This window comes from Vibrio nigripulchritudo (assembly GCF_027924785.1).
In the GTDB taxonomy this organism is placed as follows: domain Bacteria; phylum Pseudomonadota; class Gammaproteobacteria; order Enterobacterales; family Vibrionaceae; genus Vibrio; species Vibrio nigripulchritudo.
This window is the reverse complement of record NZ_AP027049.1, coordinates 3,163,074-3,184,265: the sequence shown is the minus strand read 5'-3', so window position 1 is coordinate 3,184,265 and position 21,192 is coordinate 3,163,074. Positions and strand designations below refer to the sequence as shown.

Annotated in this window: 20 protein-coding genes; 10 read left to right on the top strand and 10 right to left on the bottom strand. The window is 46.0% G+C overall.

From position 1 onward, the window contains the following. Nucleotides 1-133: 133 nt before the first annotated feature. From QMG91_RS14550 to QMG91_RS14535, 4 genes are all read right to left on the bottom strand, one after another. Nucleotides 134-820, bottom strand: a complete 687-nt coding sequence (locus QMG91_RS14550) for a YadA C-terminal domain-containing protein (RefSeq protein WP_022600279.1) — start codon at nt 818-820, stop codon at nt 134-136. A 164-nt stretch (nt 821-984) separates the two neighbouring features. Then, entirely contained in the window at nt 985-1,908 is a 924-nt protein-coding gene (locus QMG91_RS14545) for a LysR family transcriptional regulator (RefSeq protein ID WP_281827318.1), read from the bottom strand. A gap of 64 nt (nt 1,909-1,972) precedes the next feature. Next, nucleotides 1,973-2,716: a copper homeostasis protein CutC gene (locus QMG91_RS14540; RefSeq protein WP_281827317.1), complete on the bottom strand. Its 744-nt coding sequence runs from the start codon at nt 2,714-2,716 to the stop codon at nt 1,973-1,975. Between the two features lie 217 nt (nt 2,717-2,933). Beyond that, on the bottom strand, nt 2,934-3,542 hold the full coding sequence (locus QMG91_RS14535; RefSeq protein ID WP_004407238.1) for a peroxiredoxin C: 609 nt from the start codon (nt 3,540-3,542) through the stop codon (nt 2,934-2,936). Nucleotides 3,543-3,730: 188 nt separating this feature from the next. Here QMG91_RS14535 and QMG91_RS14530 point away from each other — a divergent pair, with 188 nt between their 5' ends. After that, nucleotides 3,731-4,636 carry a hydrogen peroxide-inducible genes activator gene (locus QMG91_RS14530; protein WP_004407235.1) on the top strand — a complete coding sequence of 302 codons (906 nt, stop codon included), beginning with the start codon at nt 3,731-3,733 and terminating at the stop codon, nt 4,634-4,636. A 6-nt stretch (nt 4,637-4,642) separates the two neighbouring features. On the opposite strand, the gene QMG91_RS14525 is transcribed toward QMG91_RS14530, so the two are convergent. The 3 genes from QMG91_RS14525 to QMG91_RS14515 form a co-directional block, all read right to left on the bottom strand. Further along, a complete protein-coding gene (locus tag QMG91_RS14525; protein WP_281827316.1) occupies nt 4,643-5,638 on the bottom strand; it encodes a BtrH N-terminal domain-containing protein in 996 nt (331 codons plus the stop codon). Between the two features lie 4 nt (nt 5,639-5,642). Beyond that, entirely contained in the window at nt 5,643-6,167 is a 525-nt protein-coding gene (locus QMG91_RS14520; protein WP_281827315.1) for a PadR family transcriptional regulator, read from the bottom strand. A 185-nt stretch (nt 6,168-6,352) separates the two neighbouring features. After that, the gene (locus QMG91_RS14515; protein ID WP_022549747.1) at nt 6,353-6,796 is read right to left on the bottom strand and encodes a CBS domain-containing protein; all 444 of its coding nucleotides are present in this window, start codon (nt 6,794-6,796) and stop codon (nt 6,353-6,355) included. Nucleotides 6,797-7,113: 317 nt separating this feature from the next. Between QMG91_RS14515 and QMG91_RS14510 the strand changes: the two genes are divergently transcribed. The 7 genes from QMG91_RS14510 to secF all read left to right on the top strand — a co-directional run bounded on the left by QMG91_RS14510 (nt 7,114) and on the right by secF (nt 15,794). Further along, complete coding sequence (locus QMG91_RS14510; protein ID WP_281827314.1) at nt 7,114-8,634, top strand: alpha/beta hydrolase; 1,521 nt, start codon at nt 7,114-7,116, stop codon at nt 8,632-8,634. 182 nt (nt 8,635-8,816) lie between these two features. After that, entirely contained in the window at nt 8,817-9,992 is a 1,176-nt protein-coding gene (locus QMG91_RS14505; protein WP_022602380.1) for a S1 family peptidase, read from the top strand. A gap of 175 nt (nt 9,993-10,167) precedes the next feature. Further along, the gene (gene queA / locus QMG91_RS14500) at nt 10,168-11,220 is read left to right on the top strand and encodes a tRNA preQ1(34) S-adenosylmethionine ribosyltransferase-isomerase QueA (RefSeq protein WP_281827312.1); all 1,053 of its coding nucleotides are present in this window, start codon (nt 10,168-10,170) and stop codon (nt 11,218-11,220) included. 188 nt (nt 11,221-11,408) lie between these two features. Further along, complete coding sequence (tgt, locus tag QMG91_RS14495) at nt 11,409-12,539, top strand: tRNA guanosine(34) transglycosylase Tgt (protein WP_004407209.1); 1,131 nt, start codon at nt 11,409-11,411, stop codon at nt 12,537-12,539. 87 nt (nt 12,540-12,626) lie between these two features. Then, on the top strand, nt 12,627-12,959 hold the full coding sequence (gene yajC, locus QMG91_RS14490; protein WP_004407206.1) for a preprotein translocase subunit YajC: 333 nt from the start codon (nt 12,627-12,629) through the stop codon (nt 12,957-12,959). 21 nt (nt 12,960-12,980) lie between these two features. Beyond that, nucleotides 12,981-14,837, top strand: coding sequence for a protein translocase subunit SecD (gene secD / locus QMG91_RS14485; RefSeq protein WP_004407205.1), 1,857 nt, complete (start codon nt 12,981-12,983; stop codon nt 14,835-14,837). A gap of 9 nt (nt 14,838-14,846) precedes the next feature. Next, nucleotides 14,847-15,794, top strand: a complete 948-nt coding sequence (gene secF, locus QMG91_RS14480) for a protein translocase subunit SecF (RefSeq protein WP_004407204.1) — start codon at nt 14,847-14,849, stop codon at nt 15,792-15,794. 131 nt (nt 15,795-15,925) lie between these two features. Here secF and QMG91_RS14475 read toward each other — a convergent pair whose 3' ends face one another. The 3 genes from QMG91_RS14475 to QMG91_RS14465 all read right to left on the bottom strand — a co-directional run bounded on the left by QMG91_RS14475 (nt 15,926) and on the right by QMG91_RS14465 (nt 19,975). After that, nucleotides 15,926-16,801: a U32 family peptidase gene (locus tag QMG91_RS14475; RefSeq protein WP_004407203.1), complete on the bottom strand. Its 876-nt coding sequence runs from the start codon at nt 16,799-16,801 to the stop codon at nt 15,926-15,928. A 16-nt stretch (nt 16,802-16,817) separates the two neighbouring features. Continuing rightward, nucleotides 16,818-17,831, bottom strand: a complete 1,014-nt coding sequence (ubiU, locus tag QMG91_RS14470) for a ubiquinone anaerobic biosynthesis protein UbiU (RefSeq protein ID WP_022549753.1) — start codon at nt 17,829-17,831, stop codon at nt 16,818-16,820. Nucleotides 17,832-17,938: 107 nt separating this feature from the next. After that, nucleotides 17,939-19,975, bottom strand: coding sequence for a putative bifunctional diguanylate cyclase/phosphodiesterase (locus QMG91_RS14465; protein ID WP_004407200.1), 2,037 nt, complete (start codon nt 19,973-19,975; stop codon nt 17,939-17,941). Nucleotides 19,976-20,170: 195 nt separating this feature from the next. On the opposite strand from QMG91_RS14465, the gene ubiT reads away from it, so the two are divergent. Next, nucleotides 20,171-20,698: a ubiquinone anaerobic biosynthesis accessory factor UbiT gene (ubiT, locus tag QMG91_RS14460; RefSeq protein WP_004407198.1), complete on the top strand. Its 528-nt coding sequence runs from the start codon at nt 20,171-20,173 to the stop codon at nt 20,696-20,698. Next, nucleotides 20,682-21,185: a GNAT family N-acetyltransferase gene (locus tag QMG91_RS14455; protein WP_045961858.1), complete on the top strand. Its 504-nt coding sequence runs from the start codon at nt 20,682-20,684 to the stop codon at nt 21,183-21,185. The genes ubiT and QMG91_RS14455 overlap by 17 nt, the downstream gene beginning before the upstream one ends. Nucleotides 21,186-21,192: the final 7 nt, after the last annotated feature.

Here is a 21,192-nt window from a genome sequence, read left to right as displayed (position 1 = left end):
GGTAGGGAAGAATAAAAAGAACCTCTGGAAGGGCAGAGGCGAGAGCTACCATAGGTAAAATACTCAAAGGTGTCACAGCACAAAATACAGAAAATAAAACCTGGCTCCCCTCCGAGCCAGGCTACAAAATAAATCAGTTAAACTTGAATTGAACGCCGACTCCGCCTGCTACTTCTGATGAAGAATGTTTGCCTGCTGACTCGTAGTGGAAGGTGCCTGAAATGCTGACTCTGTCAGACAAACCGTAAGCTCCACCCAGCGCTACTGCTTCTTTACTTCCAGAGAATCCAACACCAGCACCCATCGCAAACTCACCTGTTGTAACAAAAGGACGAGCATTGGTTACGGCGTGCAAGCCAGCGCGAATACCATGAATCTGCTCAGATTGTTCATCAAATCTTTCGTTCATCTCCTGAGCAAGTTCGTTGAAAGCAACTTCTAAGTCACCCACTCCGATAGCTGGCACTCCCCAGTCTGGTGTGTCACCGAAATCTGGCTGAGGTCGTTCAGGAGAATTGTCTATTGGTGGTTGCTCAGGCACTGCGACACCAAAATCTGGGTCAGCTGGTTCTGGGCGATCCGGCGACGTGTCAGGATGTGGTCGCTCAGGTGTATTGTCGACTTCAGGTAAAGAAGGTTCATCTCCAGGTAAGTGCACCGGAACTTGAATACCGAAATCAGGATCCGCTGGCTGGGGTCTGTCTACAGGCAGTTCAATTCCGTTGTTTGGCAAGTCAACCTCTGGCAAGTGGCTAGGGCTTGCGAAGGCAACCGCTGGGAAAAGGGCAGAAATAGTGATGGTCAGAATCGTCTTTTTCATAATGTAACTCTCTTAAAATTCATGTGAAAGGTCATCAGCATCCTGCTTGGCGACATTTGTATGTCGTTGTCTTTCCTATGGGATGAATCTTAAGGAGTTCTAACTCTTATCACTAATCACTAAGTGTTATTGTGATAATAAGTATTTCTTATTAATTAAGTGAGTTATCGTTCTGACAATAATGTTTTCAGGCACTCCTGCAGCCAGTTAACAATTGGGTTGTTGCGGTTCTTTAGGTGATAGTAGCCCTCTAGAGGGTAGCCATATAAGTGTTTGTCCTCGATATCGATTTCAATAGCGCGAAGGTAGGGGTATTCCTCGACCGGAAAAAGAGAAATAGATGGAAAGCACATGTCGGTGTTTCTGACCACATCAATGACCGCAAAGGGGAACTCGCTTCTGAAGGCAATATGGTGCTTTAGACCTCGAGCCTTAAGAATTCTCGATGATGCCGCTTCATTGTCGCTGACGTCAGGAATGATCAATGACGCAAGCGGATATTGGACGGCTTCTTCCGGAGTCACTGTTGAAGCTTTTAAAGGATGTTCTTGTCGAACTAAAAGCACTGCTTTTGTGTCCGCTAGATGCCGTGAGTAAATGGTCTTGGACGTTTTTATATCTTGATAGTTCACCCCAAAAAGAACCTCACCTTTTTCTATTTCCTGACAGGTGTTTTTACCCCAGTTTAGAAATTGGATATCGGCATTCGGGGCTTCTTCATTGAGTTTTTGATACAGCTTTCCTGCGACTGAAAACAAAACAGGAGAAGACAGCGCAATTTTTATGGTGTGGTCAAGTTCGCGAGGATTGAACTCATGCGAAAGGTTAACTGCGTTCGCCAGCCCATCTAGGTGTGGCGTGATGCGCTCAGCCAGCTCTTCTGCAAACGCCGTTGCTTTCATGCCATTGCGACTTTTTACAAACAGTTCGTCATCAAAATGGTTACGCAGCTTCTGAAGTGCCTGACTAATCGCGGGTTGAGAAACGAAAAGCCTCTCGGACGCTTTGCGCATATTCAGTTCCTGAGACAATATCAGGAAGGTTCTCAATAGATTGAGATCCAGAGACGCGAATAAATCTTTTGCCATGTCTAACGCTGCCCTTACCGTTGCTTGGGCTTCATAGTATCAGCCGAATCAAGAAATTAAAGGGCTAACGCGATTGCAGTATTTCCGATACGGCACGTATCGCGTCGATACTGGTAACGGGGATAGCGAAATCGTCGACCTCTTCACTTCCCATCTGCGCTGCACTGGAGATAAACTCCATATGGCTTTTACGGCTGGATTTACCTGAAAGGTGAACCTCAGACGAGCCAGTTTCATAGAGAATTTGACTGACGTTTTGAGCATTCACACCAGCACCAACCATTATGTTTAACTTGTCTCCGGCTAAGTCTCTCATCTTTCGCAGCATATCAATGCCTGATAACGCGTCTTTAGCCTGTCCGGACGTTAATACTCGCTCGCATCCTAATTCGATAATGCGCTCAATAGCTTGTTCCACGTCTCGACACTGGTCAATTGCACGATGGAAGGTGATGCCCATCCGGTCTGCTGCAGAGACGAGTTTTTCACACGTCTCCATATCGATCTGTCCATCGGCAGTTAATGCTCCTATCACTATGCCATCCATACCTGCATCTTTTGCCATTTCGATGTCATCCAACATGCACTCAACGTCAGCTTCGTTAAATAAGAAGTCCCCCTGTCTGGGGCGAATCATGGCATATACAGGAACACTCGACAGGCGGGAAGCTTGTTTCATAAGTCCTGCACTGGGTGTTAAGCCTCCAAGGGATAACGACGAGCAAAGTTCAATTCGGGTGGCTCCGCCTTCTAAAGCGTTTTGAAGAGATTCCAGGTTGTCGATACAGACTTCAAGTTGGTAGGTCATAAGTGAAGAGGCACCTATAGCTAAGGATTGGAATTTTTAGCATAGCCAAATCAAAATATTGAGGATGTGAGTTGGGGCTCATGGTCATAAAAAACAAAGCCCAGAGTTCTCACTCTGGGCTTAAATTAGGCTAACTACGACTTTATATTTGGCTGATTGCTATTTGCTATATTTTCCAGCCACACTCACCGTTGAGCTTGGTGAGGTTAAGTGGCAATTACTTTTCTAGGTCTGAAGTGTGCTCAGACAGGTATGCTGCAACACCTTTTGGAGATGCGTCCATACCAGATTTACCTTCTTCCCACTGTGCTGGGCAAACTTCACCGTTTTTCTCGTGGAAGTTCAGTGCGTCAACCATACGTAGCATTTCGTCGATGTTACGACCTAGAGGAAGATCGTTCACTACTTGGTGACGAACAACGCCTTCAGCATCGATTAGGAAAGAACCACGGAAAGCAACGCCAGCTTCTGGGTGCTCAACGTCGTAAGCTTTACAGATTTCGTGCTTAACGTCAGCGATTAGAGGGTATTTAACTTGACCGATACCGCCATCTTCGATAGCAGTGTTACGCCATGCGTTGTGAGAGAATTGAGAATCGATAGATACACCAATTACTTCAACGCCTTTCGCTTGGAAGTCTTCGAAACGCTTATCAAAAGCGATTAGCTCAGATGGGCAAACGAATGTGAAGTCTAGAGGGTAGAAGAATACTACTGCTTTCTTACCTTTTGTGAATTCTGCAAAGTTGAAGTTTTCAACGATTTCACCATTACCTAGAACAGCTGCAGCAGTAAAATCCGGGGCTTGACGACCTACTAGTACCATTTTTTTGCTCCTAAAATAGAGTTATTTGCCAACCATTGTGAATTGGCTCCATGTTTCAACGAGACAAACTATAGTACATAAAGTAGGATAGAAAAAAGCGAAATAAATAGATTAAGTTAATCGAAAAAAACGATGAGCTCATTTCGTAATCAATTCATAAAACTCTCATAAAAACGTAAACATATCATATGAATAAGTGGCCAAGTTTAAAGCAGCTGCATTACCTGATTACACTCTTTGAAACCCGACATTTCGGCGAAGCTGCAGAGAAGTGTTTTGTAAGCCAATCAACGCTGAGTAAAGGGATTCAAAACCTTGAAGAGTTGATCGGTTGCCCACTGTATGAAAAGAAAGACAAAAAGAGCCCGCTGGTTTTTACTCCTGTTGGTGACAAAGTTGTGCAACAAGGGCGAGAGCTTTTAGCCAAAGGGCAAGATTTAGTTGAACTGGGCAGCTTGTGTCAGGGAGAGTCAATGCAAGGGCAGCTTAGAGTTGGGTGTATTCCAACCATCGCGCCTTTTCTACTGAGTGATCTGGTTCAAGAAGTGAATCAGCGCTATCCGCAACTCCACCTTCTGTTACGTGAAGATACCACCTCCAATCTGCTTACTGCCCTTCGACATGGAGAACTGGATGTATTGATACTTGCTCTGCCAGTCGATATTGGCGGAATGGAAAGTAAAATTGTCGGCAAAGACCCATTTAGAATGGTCATCAGCGCCAATCAGGCTTCCAACATTCGCGTTCCTATTCGTTACGATGAATTGCCCGATGAGTTTGTGTTTTTGCTTGAAAACGAACACTGCTTGACTGAGCACGCTGTGTCTGCGTGTAAGTTAACCAAGAAAGAGAAAATCAATCCGTTTACCGCGACCAGTTTGCATACACTGGTTCAAATGGTTGCCAATGGTTTGGGCACCACTTTTATTCCTCAAATGGCGATTGAACATGGTTTGCTTGAGAACCAGAACCTTGTTGTGATTGAGCCGCCAGGTCAGCATGCGTATAGAGATATTGGGCTTGTCTGGCGACCAAGTTCCTCACGCCTGGAAAGCTTCCATGTTCTGGCGGATCTTGTATCTGAAATGCTTTAGAACCAGTCAATCGCCCTTAAACGCATCTTTCAAATCATTCATTACGCGAAATTCCATGTCTGAAAGCTGTTCGAGTAAAGAACAAGCTTTCAGTAAGTGGTGCTCATCTTTCTCTCTTCCTGTGTTGTCAATGTGATACGCAACTTCTGTCCAGTTTTCAGCGATGATTTTAAAGGCATTATGCGCGTCTTTGATAGCAGCAATGCCAGTCCTCTCATAAGCTTCCAGCAAAAAATCACGGTAGAGGTTTCGGAAGATAGCACCACCAGTGCCAGCTTTTTCCATCAACATGGCGGTTGTCGTGAATTCATATTCCAGGTTGTCACTCTGCCTGAACCATTTTTTTAGTTCATGGCTGGTCTTTAATATGCCCTGATAACCAAAATTTTTGATCGGAGGTGAAAGATGCGTATTGGCGTTGTTGGTAATCGCGACTTGTAGCGCTTCATCTATCTTCAGTGGCTTATCACTGGCAGAGATGGTGAACATGCGATTTTTCGCCGACATGGGTCCCTTTTTGTTTCGCGCTTTCTCTAAATTACTTAACGTACACTTCACTTTTCCGTGCTTGGGCTGAGTATCTATCATGTAAGCGAAGTCATCATCAAAGCCATACATGGCCGCGAAATGACCAGCAAAATGGACTTTGGCACCAAAGTAGTCGAGGTGATAACAGTCCAGTTGTAATCCAACCGCAGACCCCGATTCCAACGCTTGTTGGACATTCTTCCACGCTTTTTTGGTTGAACCAGTCTCTTTAAACTCGACATTCAAATCGAGGTTTCTCGCAAGTCGTTGAGTGATTTCAGCGGGTTTAGTACGACCACCAATGAAAGGAAAATCCATGCCTTTCATATTCCAGTATATGTACCCAAGCCCTTCTCCAAGCCCGAAAAGCATAGGTTCAGAGAGCTCAATATCAATGTGCTTTAATAAATTGCCTATCGTATTGGTTTCACAGTGAACGCCATCAAAAGATTCAAAAGGGGTGAGAATAGCCATGGGATCAAGCCTCGCTCAAATCACGTAATAGTTTATCTGCGAATGCGATTTCCATTTGCAGAGTGTCGAATGAATATTGAAACTGCCAACGTGCTTCTAATGGGAGAGAGTCGCCCCCTTGTTGAGGGTATATCTCGTTTTGAAGATGATATAAATGCGATTCCAATGCCGATTTTCTCGAATTTAATAGTTCCATTCTGGCTTCGGGGGTGAACAGGGATATGGCAGCCAGCCCCAACCGGAATCGTGATTTTTGCTGAGAAACTGTAGTTACCGCTGAATACACTTCGTCGGTTAAGGTTCGAATACCGGGCTCTTCCAGTGAATAAATCTTTGGAACCGGTCCTTTGCCTTTCTTGTTGGTATCCAGTTGAAAGCTGACGTATTCCTTTTTCAGTAGCTTGTTTAAGCTGACGTAAATGGAGGTCATGCCTACGTCTGCCCACTCACGAAAACCACGCTGCTCAACTAGCCGGTTTATCTCATAGCCGGACATTGAACCTTCACTTTCTAAAAGATGTAGGAGCATCAGCTCTGCATTGGAAATCATAAAACACGTAATTTATCACTAATACACTATTTAAATATAACACTAGTGAAATATTTAAATGGAGATTTACTGTTTCATTTATAAGAAGTGAAGTTGATAAGAGCGCTGACGATGTGTCAGCGCAGGTTGTTTAGGGTCAACAACCCCTAGGTATAAGAGAGCACTTAAAAGTCTGCTGCTTCTGGCTCTGTTTCTTCCTCAATTTCCAGCAAGTTAATGGCAATGCCTACAAAATCCGTATCGGTAATGATACCGACCAAGATGCCTTGCTCTACAACAGGCAAGCATCCTATTTTGTGTTTTTGCATGTAAATGGCACTTTCTTTTAATCCTGCTTTAGGAGCGACCGTTATGACATTTGTCGCCATCACTTTGTCTAACGGTGTTGTCAGTGTGTAGGAATCCGATGTGGCTTTTTTGGTCAGCACCGATTCCTGAGCGGCAAGCACATCACGTTGGGAAACAACGCCTAAAAGTTTGGCGTCGGTATCGATTATCGGAACATGTCGAATATCATGTTCTGCCATTAGGTTTTTGGCATCTAGTAAGGAATGAGACCGCAAAAGAGTATGAGGGTTGCGAGTCATCATATCTTCAATTTTGATCATCTCGACCTCCTGCTTATTGTCTTCCTACCTTCAATATAGGTAGGAATCTGCATATGAACTGGGAGGTGAATCTCTATTTTAGGTTAATTTTTCAAAAGAATTGGGGAGGGATAATCGGGATCAATTTACCGAACAAAACTATCAATTAGCCCAATTAATTTCATGCAGTTGATCGCATATTTTTGTATCAGTGCTTCGATGCGTTCTTCGGGATAAATCAGACTCTGAAGGGGTGGGGCTACGTGCTACAAAGCACGTATTCAATACCAATAAGTGGATTCAAGGAATACCTCTCCCAGTAACTATGAAGGACTGACATGAAAAAGATACTCTCACTGGCGGCACTCTCAGTGCTCGCTAGCAGCTTACCTGTCTACGCTAATGAACAAGAACCTCAACTGCCTGATGTACTGCTTAACCTTTACCTGTCTGGACAACCGACAGCACCAGAAAAGCATTGGGATGCCAGTATGGGATACCTGAAACACCATGATGCTCGTTTGCAGGAGCTACTTCAGAACCCCGATAACAACCCCGAACTTGAGTACCTGAAACAGAACGCGGCGTACTGTTTTCGTGCGGTGTACGCTCAAAATGGACCTGAATTTTTGCCTAAATTGTACCAAAGACATGGTCAGTGCCTGACAGTTGATACAGCAAATGCAGGTCGAGACTGGTACTACTCTGACGGCCAATGCCAGAACAGCTTGGAGTACAAGAATGAAGCTGCGGTAAATTACTGCGTCAGAGACTTTGACTACCGAGGTGAAAATTACGGTAACAGTCATGATTTAAACTACGTTCAGGATGCGTGGATGCCAGGTCATCACGCCGCACTCCCAATTTCAACGCTTGAGCACGATCTTACTGAACTTCCTTTATTGCAACGCAATACCTACAAAACCACTTATGGTGATCGTGGAACCTGTCATCTGGAAATGCGTGTGTATAAAAATGCAGATCTGCAAAATGGTACACCTCTTGTGATGATTCACGGTGGTGGATGGCTACAAAGGCTCGAAACAGGTCGTTCTGCTGAAACTCAGATTGCTCACTTTACCAAAGCTGGTTTTGTGGTTTACATGCCGTTTTACCGAATTGCTGACGAACTTGGAGATGCGGGACCTGCGTGTAATGGGGTCACCATTGAAGACAGTAAACAGGATATTAAAGACGCGTTTCAATGGGTTCAGGCAAACAATCACAAATTCACCCAGAGTGACAAATCTGTTCGGGTCATGGGGCAGTCGGCTGGTGGTCACATGTCTGTATGGCTTGCTCAGCAATTCCCTGGCGTGATTGAGAAAGTTGCGCCAATGTTCCCAGTTCCCGATTTCGCGCATCAGTTGAAAGAAGTTCAGAACAACGAGTATCTGTCTCGTTGTGACTCAGTAGATGAAAATACGCTGGACTGTAACTACATTGGCTGGATGATTACAACGCTAACGCGTAAGACTCATTGGGATGAATTAACGGGATCAGAGCCAATCATTACGAAAAACAGCCTGCTGCAAGCCGTTGAAGCGGATCCTAAAAACACACCAGCAATGTTCATTACGCATGGGATGGCGGATGAAATTGTGTCGGTGAGTCAGGCATTGAGGCTATGTAACGCAGTAAGTGGAGATATTGAGAACGGACCAGCGCAGAAAGCCAGTTTGCAATTTGTTGATCAAAGAGAAGTGATTCAGTGTGCAAATGGCAGTGAGCTGCACTTGCTGGAGAAAGCAGGTCATCACTTTGATACCTGTGGTAACGGGCTCTGTGATGTTGGTGGAGAGGTTGGTGTTGCGGCAGCCAGGCAGACTCTGAAAGACATGATTGAATGGTTGAAATAGACCAATCTTCAATGCCCTCCAAAGGAGGGCATTTTTGCGACTCATAAAACGGTTTTGTGAAAATTTTTCTTTTTATAAACAAGCGATTATATGTCACGTCTCGCATAAGTATTTTTTGATGGTTCTTTGCTCAAAATGAATCTTTCACACTGTGGCCAGAAAGGTTAGTTCAAGGCATAAACATGAAAAAAATTCTAGCAAGTATGGCTATAGCGTCTGGTTTATTAAGCACAAGTGCGTCTGCCATAGTTGAAGGTACAGTGGTAGCCGATGCGACATCGGGAAACCGTGTTTCGATTCGTTCTGGTGACATGGCAGAAATGCCGTTTTGTGGTGGTACATTAGTGGCTGAACATTGGGTTCTGACCGCTGCCCACTGTGTCGTTTTTCCACTGGATAACGGGCAATATAAAGTCAGCCACCCCAGCGACATTACGGTTACGGTCCGATCCAAGTCCTTGAAAGGGGCTGTAGCGCGTGATTTTTACATGGCGAGCCATGTTGTTGTGCATCCGCAATACAGCGATGCAGCGAAAATCATCAAAAAATCAGATGGGAGCAGCATTGTAGAGCGCCTGGCGCTGGATAACGATGTCGCTTTGATTCGTCTGCAGTTGCCTGTTGCCGATGTTACACCAGTTAAACTGGCATCTTCTGCAGAAATGAGTGAAATAGAAACTCGTTTAAATAAAGAATGGGAAGATGCTCAGACGCCCGAAAACACAACAAACAATAATAACCGACCATCCAATACCGATGCATTTGGATGGGGATACACCGACCCAAGTGCCAGCAAGCGTACGGATGAGCTGTTAACAACCCGCCTGGCGTTTTACCCAACGGCGGAGTGTTTTGTCAGACTGCTCACCATTCCAGAGCTTGCCTTTATTATTGATTCAGGCGCTAACCAAACCAAGATTTGTACTCTTCCAACACAAAAATTCACGCTGGATGAGGATGTAGGTACTGTTTACGGCAATGATACCTGTAAAGGTGATAGCGGTGGTCCTCTGATGGCGAAGAAAAACAACGGTGACGATGTTCAGGTCGGCATAGTGAGTGGCGGACCTTTCGTTACGCCAACATGTGGGGCGTTCACCAAGCCTGCGTTTTACTCTAAAGTCAGCACCTACTATTCTTGGATCTACGGCTACGTCAATGCCACAAGCCTGCCGGGTAGTGCCGTTACTAAACCCAATATTGTGATTGAAGCGGAAGAGCAGGCAGACAAAGAATCGAAATGCAACAACAGCATCTCTACAGCAAATTGCAATTTTAAACAGCCGGACGGGGCTTCTGTTCCAGGGCTGTGGTTCCTGATGGCAATCGGTCTTCTTGGCTGGATTCGCCGAAAATAACTCGTCATAACGCCGCTCTCTGGAGTGGCGTTTTTCATCGACCAATCAACGCACTGTCAATGACGGGATACGCCCGTTTACAATAAAGCACTGCGCAAAGCTTGCTATTGACTTTATCACGCCTATACTACCTGTCCTGCGTAATTCTCAGTCATTTTTATAAAGACCAAAAGCAATGCAAGTATCCGATTTTCACTTCGAACTTCCAGATGAGCTTATTGCTCGTTACCCTCAGCCTGAACGTACGGCTAGCCGACTGCTTCAACTCGACGGAAACAGCGGACAAGTCACCGATGGCACTTTCAAAAATGTACTTGAACAGGTACAGCCAGGCGACTTATTGGTATTCAATAATACCCGTGTGATTCCGGCACGCATGTTTGGTCGCAAGGCATCGGGAGGTAAACTCGAAGCGTTGGTTGAGCGTGTACTGGACGAACACAGCATTCTTGCGCACGTTCGCTGCTCTAAACCGCCAAAGCCAGGTACAGAATTGTATTTGGGTGAAAATGACGAATATCTGGCAGAAATGGTGGCTCGCCATGACGCTCTGTTCGAGATCAAGTTCAAGTCCGAGAAAAATGTGCTGGATATCCTAAACGATATCGGGCACATGCCATTGCCACCATACATTGACCGCCCGGATGAAGATGCAGATAAAGAGCGGTACCAGACGGTTTACAACGAAAAACCGGGGGCTGTTGCTGCGCCAACCGCTGGTTTGCATTTTGATGAAGAATTACTGGAACAAATCAAAGCAAAAGGCGTCGAATTTGCGTATGTTACTTTGCATGTCGGCGCAGGAACCTTCCAGCCTGTTCGCGTAGAGAACATCAATGACCACCATATGCATGCGGAGTATGTAGAGGTACCGCAGGAAGTGGTGGATGCCATTAATGCAACCAAAGCACGTGGCGGGCGCATTGTCGCGGTTGGGACAACATCGGTTCGCTCACTAGAAAGTGCAGCTCAAGAGTCCATCAGGAAAGGAACAGAACTCGCACCTTTCTTTGGTGACACGGAAATTTTCATTTACCCGGGTTACGAATACCAGTTGGTGGATTGTCTTATTACTAATTTCCACTTACCTGAATCCACTCTCATCATGTTGGTAAGTGCCTTTGCTGGCTACGACAACGTAATGAAAGCTTACGAGCATGCTGTGAAAGAAAAATATCGCTTCTTTAGTTACGGCGATGCGATGTTTATTTCCAAAAAGCGTGGCTAATCAGACATTCAACGGGAGTATTTCGATATACTCCCGTTTGTTTCACTCAAGGAGCCAGTGAAATTCATTAGGAAAGGATAATCCTGTCATACTCCGTCCATAGAGTATGAAGGAGCGCGACCAGCTAAAGCTGATTGGCGCACAGTAAGTAAATAGTCAGATTGTTTCTCTGGCGTATTGGAGGCTTCGTGAAACTTAAGTACGAACTAAAAAAAACAAATGGCAATGCTCGTCGTGGTCAACTGACCTTTGAACGTGGCTCAGTACAAACCCCGGCATTCATGCCAGTGGGTACCTACGGTACTGTGAAAGGGATGACACCGGAAGAAGTGAAAGGAACTGGTGCTGAAATCCTGCTTGGTAACACTTTCCACTTATGGCTTCGCCCTGGTCAGGAAGTAATGAAAATGCATGGTGACCTGCACGATTTCATGAACTGGCACGGTCCTATTCTTACCGATTCAGGCGGTTTTCAGGTATTCAGCCTGGGTGATATTCGCAAAATTACTGAAGAAGGGGTGCATTTCCGTAACCCGGTCAACGGTGACAAGATTTTCATGGATGCAGAAAAATCCATGGAGATTCAAAAAGATTTGGGTTCAGACGTCGTGATGATTTTCGACGAATGTACGCCGTACCCAGCGACTCATGACGAAGCTAAGAAATCGATGGAGATGTCATTACGCTGGGCACAGCGCAGCCGTGATCACTTCGATAAGCTGGAAAACCCGAACTCACTGTTTGGTATTGTTCAGGGTGGCGTTTACGAAGACCTGCGTGATGTCTCCGTTAAAGGGCTGACGGACATCGGCTTTGACGGTTATGCAGTTGGTGGTTTGGCAGTTGGCGAACCAAAAGAAGACATGCACCGAGTGCTTGAACATACTTGCCCTCAATTACCGATAGATAAGCCTAGATACCTGATGGGCGTTGGTAAACCAGAGGATTTAGTGGAAGGCGTACGCCGTGGTATCGACATGTTCGACTGTGTGATGCCTACACGAAATGCGCGTAACGGACACTTGTTTGTCACTGGTGGTGTGATCAAGATCCGTAATGCGAAACATAAAACGGATACAACACCTTTGGATCCTGAGTGTGACTGTTACACTTGCAAAAATTATTCAAAGGCATACCTGCACCATTTAGATCGCTGTAATGAGATTCTGGGTGCAAGGCTGAATACTATCCATAATCTGCGTTACTACCAACGCGTAATGGAAAGCATTCGAAACGCTATCGATGAAGATCGCTTCGACCAGTTTGTTGAAGAATTTTACGCACGTCGCAATCGCGAAGTGCCACCGTTAAATAAATAGTTGTTCGTGCTGCCTGGCTCTTGAAAGTCAGGCAGTGTGTCCCAATTTATTGACTACTAAATAAAATAATATAGAGGATGTTTCTCAATGAGTTTAATTTCTGTTGCACACGCCGCGGGTGAGGGTGCTCCACAAGGTGGTGGTTTTGAAATGATCATCATGTTGGGTATGTTTGCGGTGATTTTCTACTTCATGATTTACCGCCCGCAAGCCAAACGTGCAAAAGAGCACAAGAACCTGATGGCTGGTATGCAGAAAGGTGATGAAGTGCTAACGAATGGCGGTCTGGTTGGTAAGATTTCTAAAATCTCTGAAGACAACGACTACATCTCGATTGCACTGAACGACAATAACGAAGTAACCATCAAGAAAGACTTTGTTACCGCTGTGCTGCCAAAGGGTACACTGAAATCTCTATAAAACAGCTAAAGGATCCTCGCTGTGTTAAACCGTTATCCATTGTGGAAGTATCTGATGGTGGTGCTCGTCATCCTCGTCAGCGCATTGTATGCACTTCCAAACATTTATGGTGAAGATCCGGCTATTCAAATTACTGGGGCACGTGGTGCCTCAGTCGATATGTCAACGCTGGATGCTGTTACCGAAGTTCTTGAAAAAGAAAATCTCCCTAAGAAATCCATCGCGCTTGAAGATGGTTCCATTCTTGTTCGCTTTTTAGATACCGATACTCAAATCAGTGCGCGTGACGCGATCAATTCTGAGCTAGGCAAAGATGCCATCGTGGCACTGAACCTGGCACCAGCGACTCCAGAATGGTTGGATGCCATTGGAGCGACTCCAATGAAGCTGGGTCTGGACCTGCGTGGTGGTGTTCATTTCCTGATGGAAGTGGATATGGACGCAGCGATGGAAAAGCTGGTCGGTCAGCAAGAAGAAGCTTTCCGTAGTGAGCTTCGTGAAGAACGTATTCGTTATCGTGCAATTCGAAAATCTGGCAATGAAGCTGTTGAAATTGTTCTGCGAGATGAAGAACAGTTAGAACAGGCTGAGCGTCTTCTTAAACGAACGCATCAGGACATGATTTTCATTGATACCAGTACAAGCAGTCGCTTCTCTCTTCGTGCGACCTTTACTGAAGAGCGTTTGCAGGAAATCCGCAACTACGCCGTTGAACAGAACATCACTATCCTTCGTAACCGTGTAAACGAACTGGGTGTTGCTGAGCCATTGGTTCAGCGTCAGGGCGCAAGCCGCATCGTGGTTGAATTACCGGGTGTTCAAGACACGGCACGTGCTAAAGAAATTCTGGGTGCGACCGCAACGCTTGAATTCCGTGAAGTCGATGACAAAGCTGACCTTGCAGCCGCTGCACGTGGTCGTGCGCCAGCAGGCAGTGAAATCAAGTTTGATCGTGATGGCAGACCTGTTGTCCTGAAAAAACGCATCATTCTTGGTGGTTCAAGCATTACTGATGCAAGCTCCAGCGCTGATGAATATGGTCGTCCACAGGTTAACATTAACCTGGACAGCGAAGGCGGCAGCAAGATGTCCAGCTTCTCTAAGAAGAACGTGGGCAAGCTGATGGCTACCGTATTTGCAGAGTACAAAGACAGTGGTCGCCGTACTCCAGAAGGCAAAGTCATTCTGGATAAGCACGAAGAAGTCATCAACCAGGCAACAATCCAGACTGCTCTGGGTCGTAGCTTCCGAATCACTGGTATCGATTCTGCTGCCGAAGCACACAACCTGGCGTTGTTACTTCGCGCGGGTGCGCTGATTGCGCCTATCTCTATTGTAGAAGAGCGTACAATTGGTCCTTCAATGGGTCAGCAAAACATCGATATGGGTATTCAGGCATGTATCTTCGGCTTAGTCGCTGTAATGCTGTTCTGTCTGGTTTACTACCGTAAGTTTGGTGTGTTTGCCAACCTAGCCCTGATTGCCAACATCATCCTTATCATTGGTGTGATGTCGATGATCCCAGGCGCAACCATGACGCTTCCGGGTATCGCAGGTATCGTGCTGACGGTTGGTATGGCGGTGGATGCTAACGTACTGATATTTGAACGTATCCGAGAAGAATTGCGAGATGGGCGTAACCCTCAGCAAGCGATTCATCAGGGCTATGCGAACGCATTCAGTACCATTGCCGATGCCAACATCACCACTCTGATTACAGCAATTATCCTATTTGCTGTGGGTACGGGTGCGATCAAAGGTTTCGCCGTTACACTGTCTATCGGTATTCTGACCTCCATGTTTACTGCCATCATTGGTACACGTTGTGTCGTGAACCTGCTTTATGGTGGTAAGCGAATCAACAAGTTGTCGATCTAAGGAATTATCATGTTTCAGATATTGAAAACAGAAAAAACGATCGACTTCATGCGTTGGTCGAAAGGGGCATTCTTCCTTTCAGTGGTTTTGATCATCGGTGCAATTGGTACGCTGGCGAGTAAAGGGTTGAACTGGGGCTTAGACTTCACTGGCGGTACGCTGATCGAAGTCGGCTTTGAGCAACCAGCAAACCTTGAAGAAGTACGTGCGGCACTTGAAGCGAAAGGCTTTGGCGATGCCACAGTGCAGAACTTTGGTTCATCTCGTGACGTAATGGTTCGCCTTCGCCCACGTGATGACGTAAAAGGTGAAACGCTGGGCAATCAGATTCTGGATGCCATTAAAGAAGGCACAGGTGAAAACCTGGAAATGCGTCGTATCGAATTTGTTGGTCCTAACGTTGGTGACGAGCTTACCGAGGCGGGTGGTCTGGCAATTCTGACGGCGTTGATCTGTATTCTGATCTACGTATCGATTCGATTCGAATGGCGTCTGGCTGCAGGTGCGGTATTGGCACTGGCACACGATGTCATCATCACCTTAGGTGTGTTCTCCTTCTTACAAATCGAAGTAGACCTAACCATCGTCGCCGCCTTGCTCACCGTAGTCGGGTACTCGTTGAACGACACCATTGTTGTATTCGACCGTATCCGTGAAAACTTCCGCAAAATGCGTAAAGGTGAGCCTGCTGAAGTGATGAACAACTCCGTAACTCAAACACTAAGCCGTACTTTGATCACCTCTGGTACAACGTTGTTTGTGGTTATCGCCCTGTTCACGCAAGGTGGTGCAATGATCCACGGATTTGCAACAGCACTTCTACTGGGTATTACCGTTGGTACGTATTCTTCTATCTACGTTGCATCAGCATTGGCACTCAAGCTTGGCATCACTCGCGAGCACTTAATGCCACCGCAAATAGAAAAAGAAGGCGAAGAACTGGAAGAGCTGCCTTAAAGCGCTTTCCATCCGATTCTGGGTTGAGCTCAGTTCAGAATCGGTGAACAGTTTATTGCTGATCTTATTAAAAAGGTCTGATTTCGATGTTTTTCGGAATCAGACCTTTTCCGTTTTTGGGGATACAGATTTTAGCTAACAGTATTCAAACCAGCGATTTGGTGCCAGTAGCCGTTACAGTCTCGATTATTAAGCGGCACAGGTTGTGTGCCATCTTCATTATTTTTGAATTGTTCGATGACCTTGAGTGATTCCACACCAAGCGGGCTGAGACGAACTACGTCGACCAGATTTTGCATGCCAGCCAGATCGTTTATCAGGTTGTAGCAGTAGCCTGATTGAGTCTGAATGCCATTTAATGTAAAGACTTCTTGCCCTTCCTGACTGCTGACTTTTAATCCGTTCGGGTATCGGATACAACAGGTCTCACATTCATCTTTGGGGCGGTTTTCCGCTCTTGCCGTGAAGCATCTTGCGGAATAGGCGAGGGGAAGATACCCGTGACCAAACACCTCCACTTCAAACTGATTGCGAATACCGAGTTGCTCCGATTGCTGAAGAACATTGTTCAGCCAGTCTCGGGACAGTTCCACGGGCATACACCAGCGAATCATCCCTTGTTTAAGAAACAGTTTCAGAGTGTGCGCGTTGTATGCGTTGATGGCGGGACCGACAATAAAAGGAACGCCTTTCTCCGATGCCAACTGAATGGCAGATACGTCATTCGCTTCAATGGCAAAATCACCATTGTCGACGTATTTCTTCATGATATTGACTTCGCTAGGCGCTTCCAACAGAGCCATTGTCGACAACACCACCTGCTTTCCTGAGCCGGCGAGTGCTTTGGCCATTTCCAGCCAGTCTTTCATTTTTACCAGTCTGCGCTTGGAGCAGACACTCTCACCAAGATAAACGATGTCCGCCTGACTGGATTGGGCTTGGTGATAAAAACTTTCAACGTCATCCTTCTGCCAGAAATACAGCAGGGGACCTAGAGCATATTTCATTGTTGTTGATTCCTGCTTACTGCCATTTTCGATGGTAAGCGCCCAAAGTTGTTTGGGTGCCTTCAGATACGTTTGCTAACGCTGCGTCCCATGATTCTTCTACTCGATACAAATCAGGAGAGGCTTGATAGCGATCGATGGCAGCGCGCCAGGTTCGGGTAACTTGCTCGACATACGCAGGGCTTCTCTGGCGACCTTCAATCTTGACGGAAGATACATTCGCGGCAAACAGCTCTGGAATCAATGAAAGAGTATTCAGGCTGGTTGGCTCTTCAAGCGCATGGTAGCGCTTGTGCTCGCCATCGATTTCCGCATCAAACCTGCCTTTACATAATGTTGGATACCCGGCATTTTCACCTTCACCATAGCGGTCAATCAGGATGTCATTTAAGCGTGACTCCAGGCCTTTTTCTGTTTCCTGCCAGCGGACAAATTTGGCAGGTGAACAAGCCCCCACCGTATTTGGAGATTCGCCCGTCATGTAAGAAGACAGATAGCAACGGCCTTCCGCCATAATGCAAAGGCTGCCAAAAGCGAACACTTCCAGTTCGACATCACTCGTCATATTACGAGCCAGTTGTTTGACCTGATGAATGGACAAAACGCGAGGCAAGACCACCCGCTTCACATTGAAGTTTTTGTGATAAAAATCGATGGACGCCACATTGGTTGCCGAGGCTTGAACGGACAGGTGAAGCTCCAAGTGCGGATATTTAGAAGCCGCGTAGTCGAGCACTGCAATATCCGCCACGATCAGAGCATCAACCCCGAGTTGAGCGGCAGTATCAACAGCCGTTGTCCACCTTTCAAACCCATTAGGGTGAGCGAAAGTGTTTAGCGCGACATGAATCTTTTTGTGATTGTCGTGCACATACTGCACGGCTTTATCCAGTTTTTTTCCAGTGAAATTCAGACCAGCGAAATGTCGGGCATTGGTGTCGTCTTTGAACCCGATATAAACCGCATCGGCACCACAGTCGATGGCGGTTTTCAGAGCGGGTAAATTGCCAGCAGGGCATAGCAGTTCCATACGCTCGTTACCTTTGATTTTAATTGTTAGTAATCGAGCATTTTAAAAGCTTTGGCAGGACGGGATTTGATATAAGGCAGTTTTTACTCAGATTCGCTCAGGAGATATCAATTCTTGTGTCGGCGGTTCTGAACCAGCAATTCTTCGATGTCTTGTTTTGGTAATGGACGGTAGAAGTGGTAACCCTGAATGGAGTGACAGTTCAGATTAGAAAGCAAAGTTGCCTGCTGAGTGGTTTCGACCCCTTCCGCTACCACAACCAGGTTCAGAGACTTACCGAGATTAATGATGTTTTCAATTACCGTAAGCTGTTTTGGCAGCGTGTCTAAATCGGTAATGAAGGCTCGGTCTATTTTCAATTCGTCCAATGGGAATCGGGCAAGATAAGACAAAGAGGAGTATCCCGTACCAAAGTCATCGATAGAAAGGGCAAAGCCAAGATTTTTGATAGCGTTAAGCATTTGCAGCGTGTGGTCGCTGTCACTCATTACGGCACTTTCTGTTAGCTCGAACGTAATGCAGCTCGGATCAAGTTCCGTGGTGCTGAGTAGCTTTTCCATATAGTCGATAAGCTTAGGGTTACCAAACTGTTCAGGAGAAAGGTTGATCGCCACTCGACCGGGTAAAATACCCTGCATTTTCCAGCGTTTCACCGTTGAGAATACTTCGCGCATCACCACGCGACCCAAGTGTTCAATCAAGCCAGCTTTTTCAGCGACTGGAATGAATGCGCCCGGGCTGATGTAACCTTCAACTGGGTGTTTCCAGCGAACCAGTGCTTCTGCACCATTGATGCTGAAATCACGCGCGTTCACTTTAGGTTGATACCAGACTTCCAAACCGTTCTGTTGCAGCGCTTTTTGCAATTCAATTTCCAGCCACAGACGCATGCGCGCTTCTTTGTTCATCTGGTCGTTGAATTTGATTAAGCGGTTGCGACCTCTGTCCTTCGCTTCGTACATCGCGGTATCGGCGTTTTGCAGCAAAATACGTGCATCATGCCCATCTCCCGGGTAGCACACACTACCAATTGAGCAGGCTAAACGCTTACTAAAGTGGTGAAGATCAAAAGGCTGGTTAATCAGAGAGATAATGCGTTCCGCAAGCTGGTCTACTGTGCGGTTGTGGTCTGGTTCAGGAAGGATGATGCCAAATTCGTCCCCCCCTAAATGACCGAGCACCGCTTGCACTGGCAGAAGGCGTTGCAAACGGGAAGAAACTTCTTTGATGACTTTGTCGCCAATGTGATGGCCAAGGGAGTCATTGATGTTTTTGAAGTTATCAATGTCCAGGTACAGCATCACTAATGGCGTTTCGTTTTGAATAAATTGCTCTAAACGTTTAGTGAAACCAAAGCGGTTGTAGAGCTTGGTCAGTGAGTCGATATGCGTTTCGTTCTGACCAATGGAGGAATCATTCGCCGCTTCATCCAGCCCCTGTACCAATACAATGTGAGACTGGTTTCCTAGTAAGCTGGTGAGCTCTGCCTGTAATGAAACCCGTCTTTCAATGCCGCAACGGGCACCCGTTAAACATGTCAGGTGGGTTTCAGCCACCATGTTGACGAGTTGATTGCCAAAGGTACGCTTGGTTTTTTCATCAATAAACAATCGACTGAGTTCTTCACCCAGCAATTCGGTAGAAGAGTTAAAACCAAGCAAACGCGCTGCCGAAGCATTGGCAGAAATGATGCAGCCATCTTCAACTAACAAAAGTCCATTAGGAAGCAGTTCTGTCAGCTTTGAAAATTTGTTTTCAGATTCTTCTAAAGAACGTACAAGTATTTGTTTTTCAGAGGTATCTATCGCATGGAATGCAATGTATTCGACCGTGTGATCACCGATAACTGGTGAAAGACTGAAGTGGAGACTGGTTTCTAAACTGTGGTCATTCAAAGTGATTTCGGCTTCCACCGATTCCCCTTCAAATGCGCGTTCATAGTACGGTTTCAGATTGCGGTAAAAGGCTTCGCCAAGCACTTGCGTGTCTCGCATGCCAACCAATTCATCGCTTTCTAAGCCTGCAATTTCACAATAACGGGCATTCACCATGCGGTAATTGTGTTGCCTGTCCAAAATGGCAAAGAAAAACGGACTGTGATCAGTGAGTTTTGAAAACCAGTGTTGTAATTGTTCTGTTGGCATCAATCTGTTACCGAGTCTCCGGGGGAGGTAAAGCGAACACCTACGGGTGCGGGTCGATAAGTTAACTATAACCTTGATATACGAGATGTTAAAGCGATCCAAGGCCTAGCTGAGCTTTTTTTGATACATAACATAAATTCGAGACAAACATTGCTCTACTATTGCATGGATATGGCATTTCAGAGAGATATTATCGTGTTTAACCTATTGCGCACCAAGTTAGTGCATAACGCTGCTTCCATTTTGAGATCTCCAGTCCAATTCTTACCTGAAACACTACAAAATAAGGCGATGCTAGAAGGCTTAAAACAAGTCTTCCAAGAAGCGCTGGAAGACGGTGATTTTGAATTTTTACAAGACAAATGGCTGAAAGTTGAAGTGACGGATTTGGGGCTTCAATGGTTTATCAGCTATAACAATGATGCGCTGGTCGTAAAACGAGACTCTGAGTGCCAAGATGTAAGTTTCAGTGGTTGCCTGAATGATTTGGTTCTCATTGCCGGAAGAAAAGAAGACCCTGATACCCTGTTTTTCCAGCGCAGATTGAAAATCGAGGGTGATACCGAGCTCGGTTTGGAAGTAAAAAACTTAATGGACAGTGTGGATTTGGATGCGTTGCCGAAACCACTTAACACTTTGCTAAATCAATTAGCCGACTTTGTACAAAAAGGGCTACAATCACCGCCCGACAACAAAGAGGTGATGAATGCTTATTCGAACTGAAGCACCGGCAGACATTCTGCCAATCCAACAACTGATTAAACAAGCGTTTCCCACTCATGCTGAAGCTGAGCTGGTTAGCCGTTTGATGGAAAATGGACAAAGAACGCTATCGCTGGTGGCATGCAGCGATGAAGGTGAAGTTGTGGGTTACATTCTGTTTAGCCCGGTCACTCTGGATCAGCAAGATTACAACTGGCAGGGACTGGCTCCACTGGCGGTTAAAGAAGAGTACCGCGGTCAGGGAATTGCTTCGGAGTTAATTAAAGAAGGGTTGTCTTCTCTGGCAGAGCTGGGATACCCAGCATGTGTCGTGCTTGGCGAGCCTGAGTTTTACGGTCGCTTTGGTTTTGAAAGTGCGGCTAAATATGGCATGGACACTCAGTGGGAGTTACCGGAAGGCGCTTTCCAAATTCAAGAACTGATGGAAGGCGAGTTAGACGGGAAGTCGGGAAAAATCTTTTACAGCCAAGAGTTTTCAGAATTGTAAAAGCACC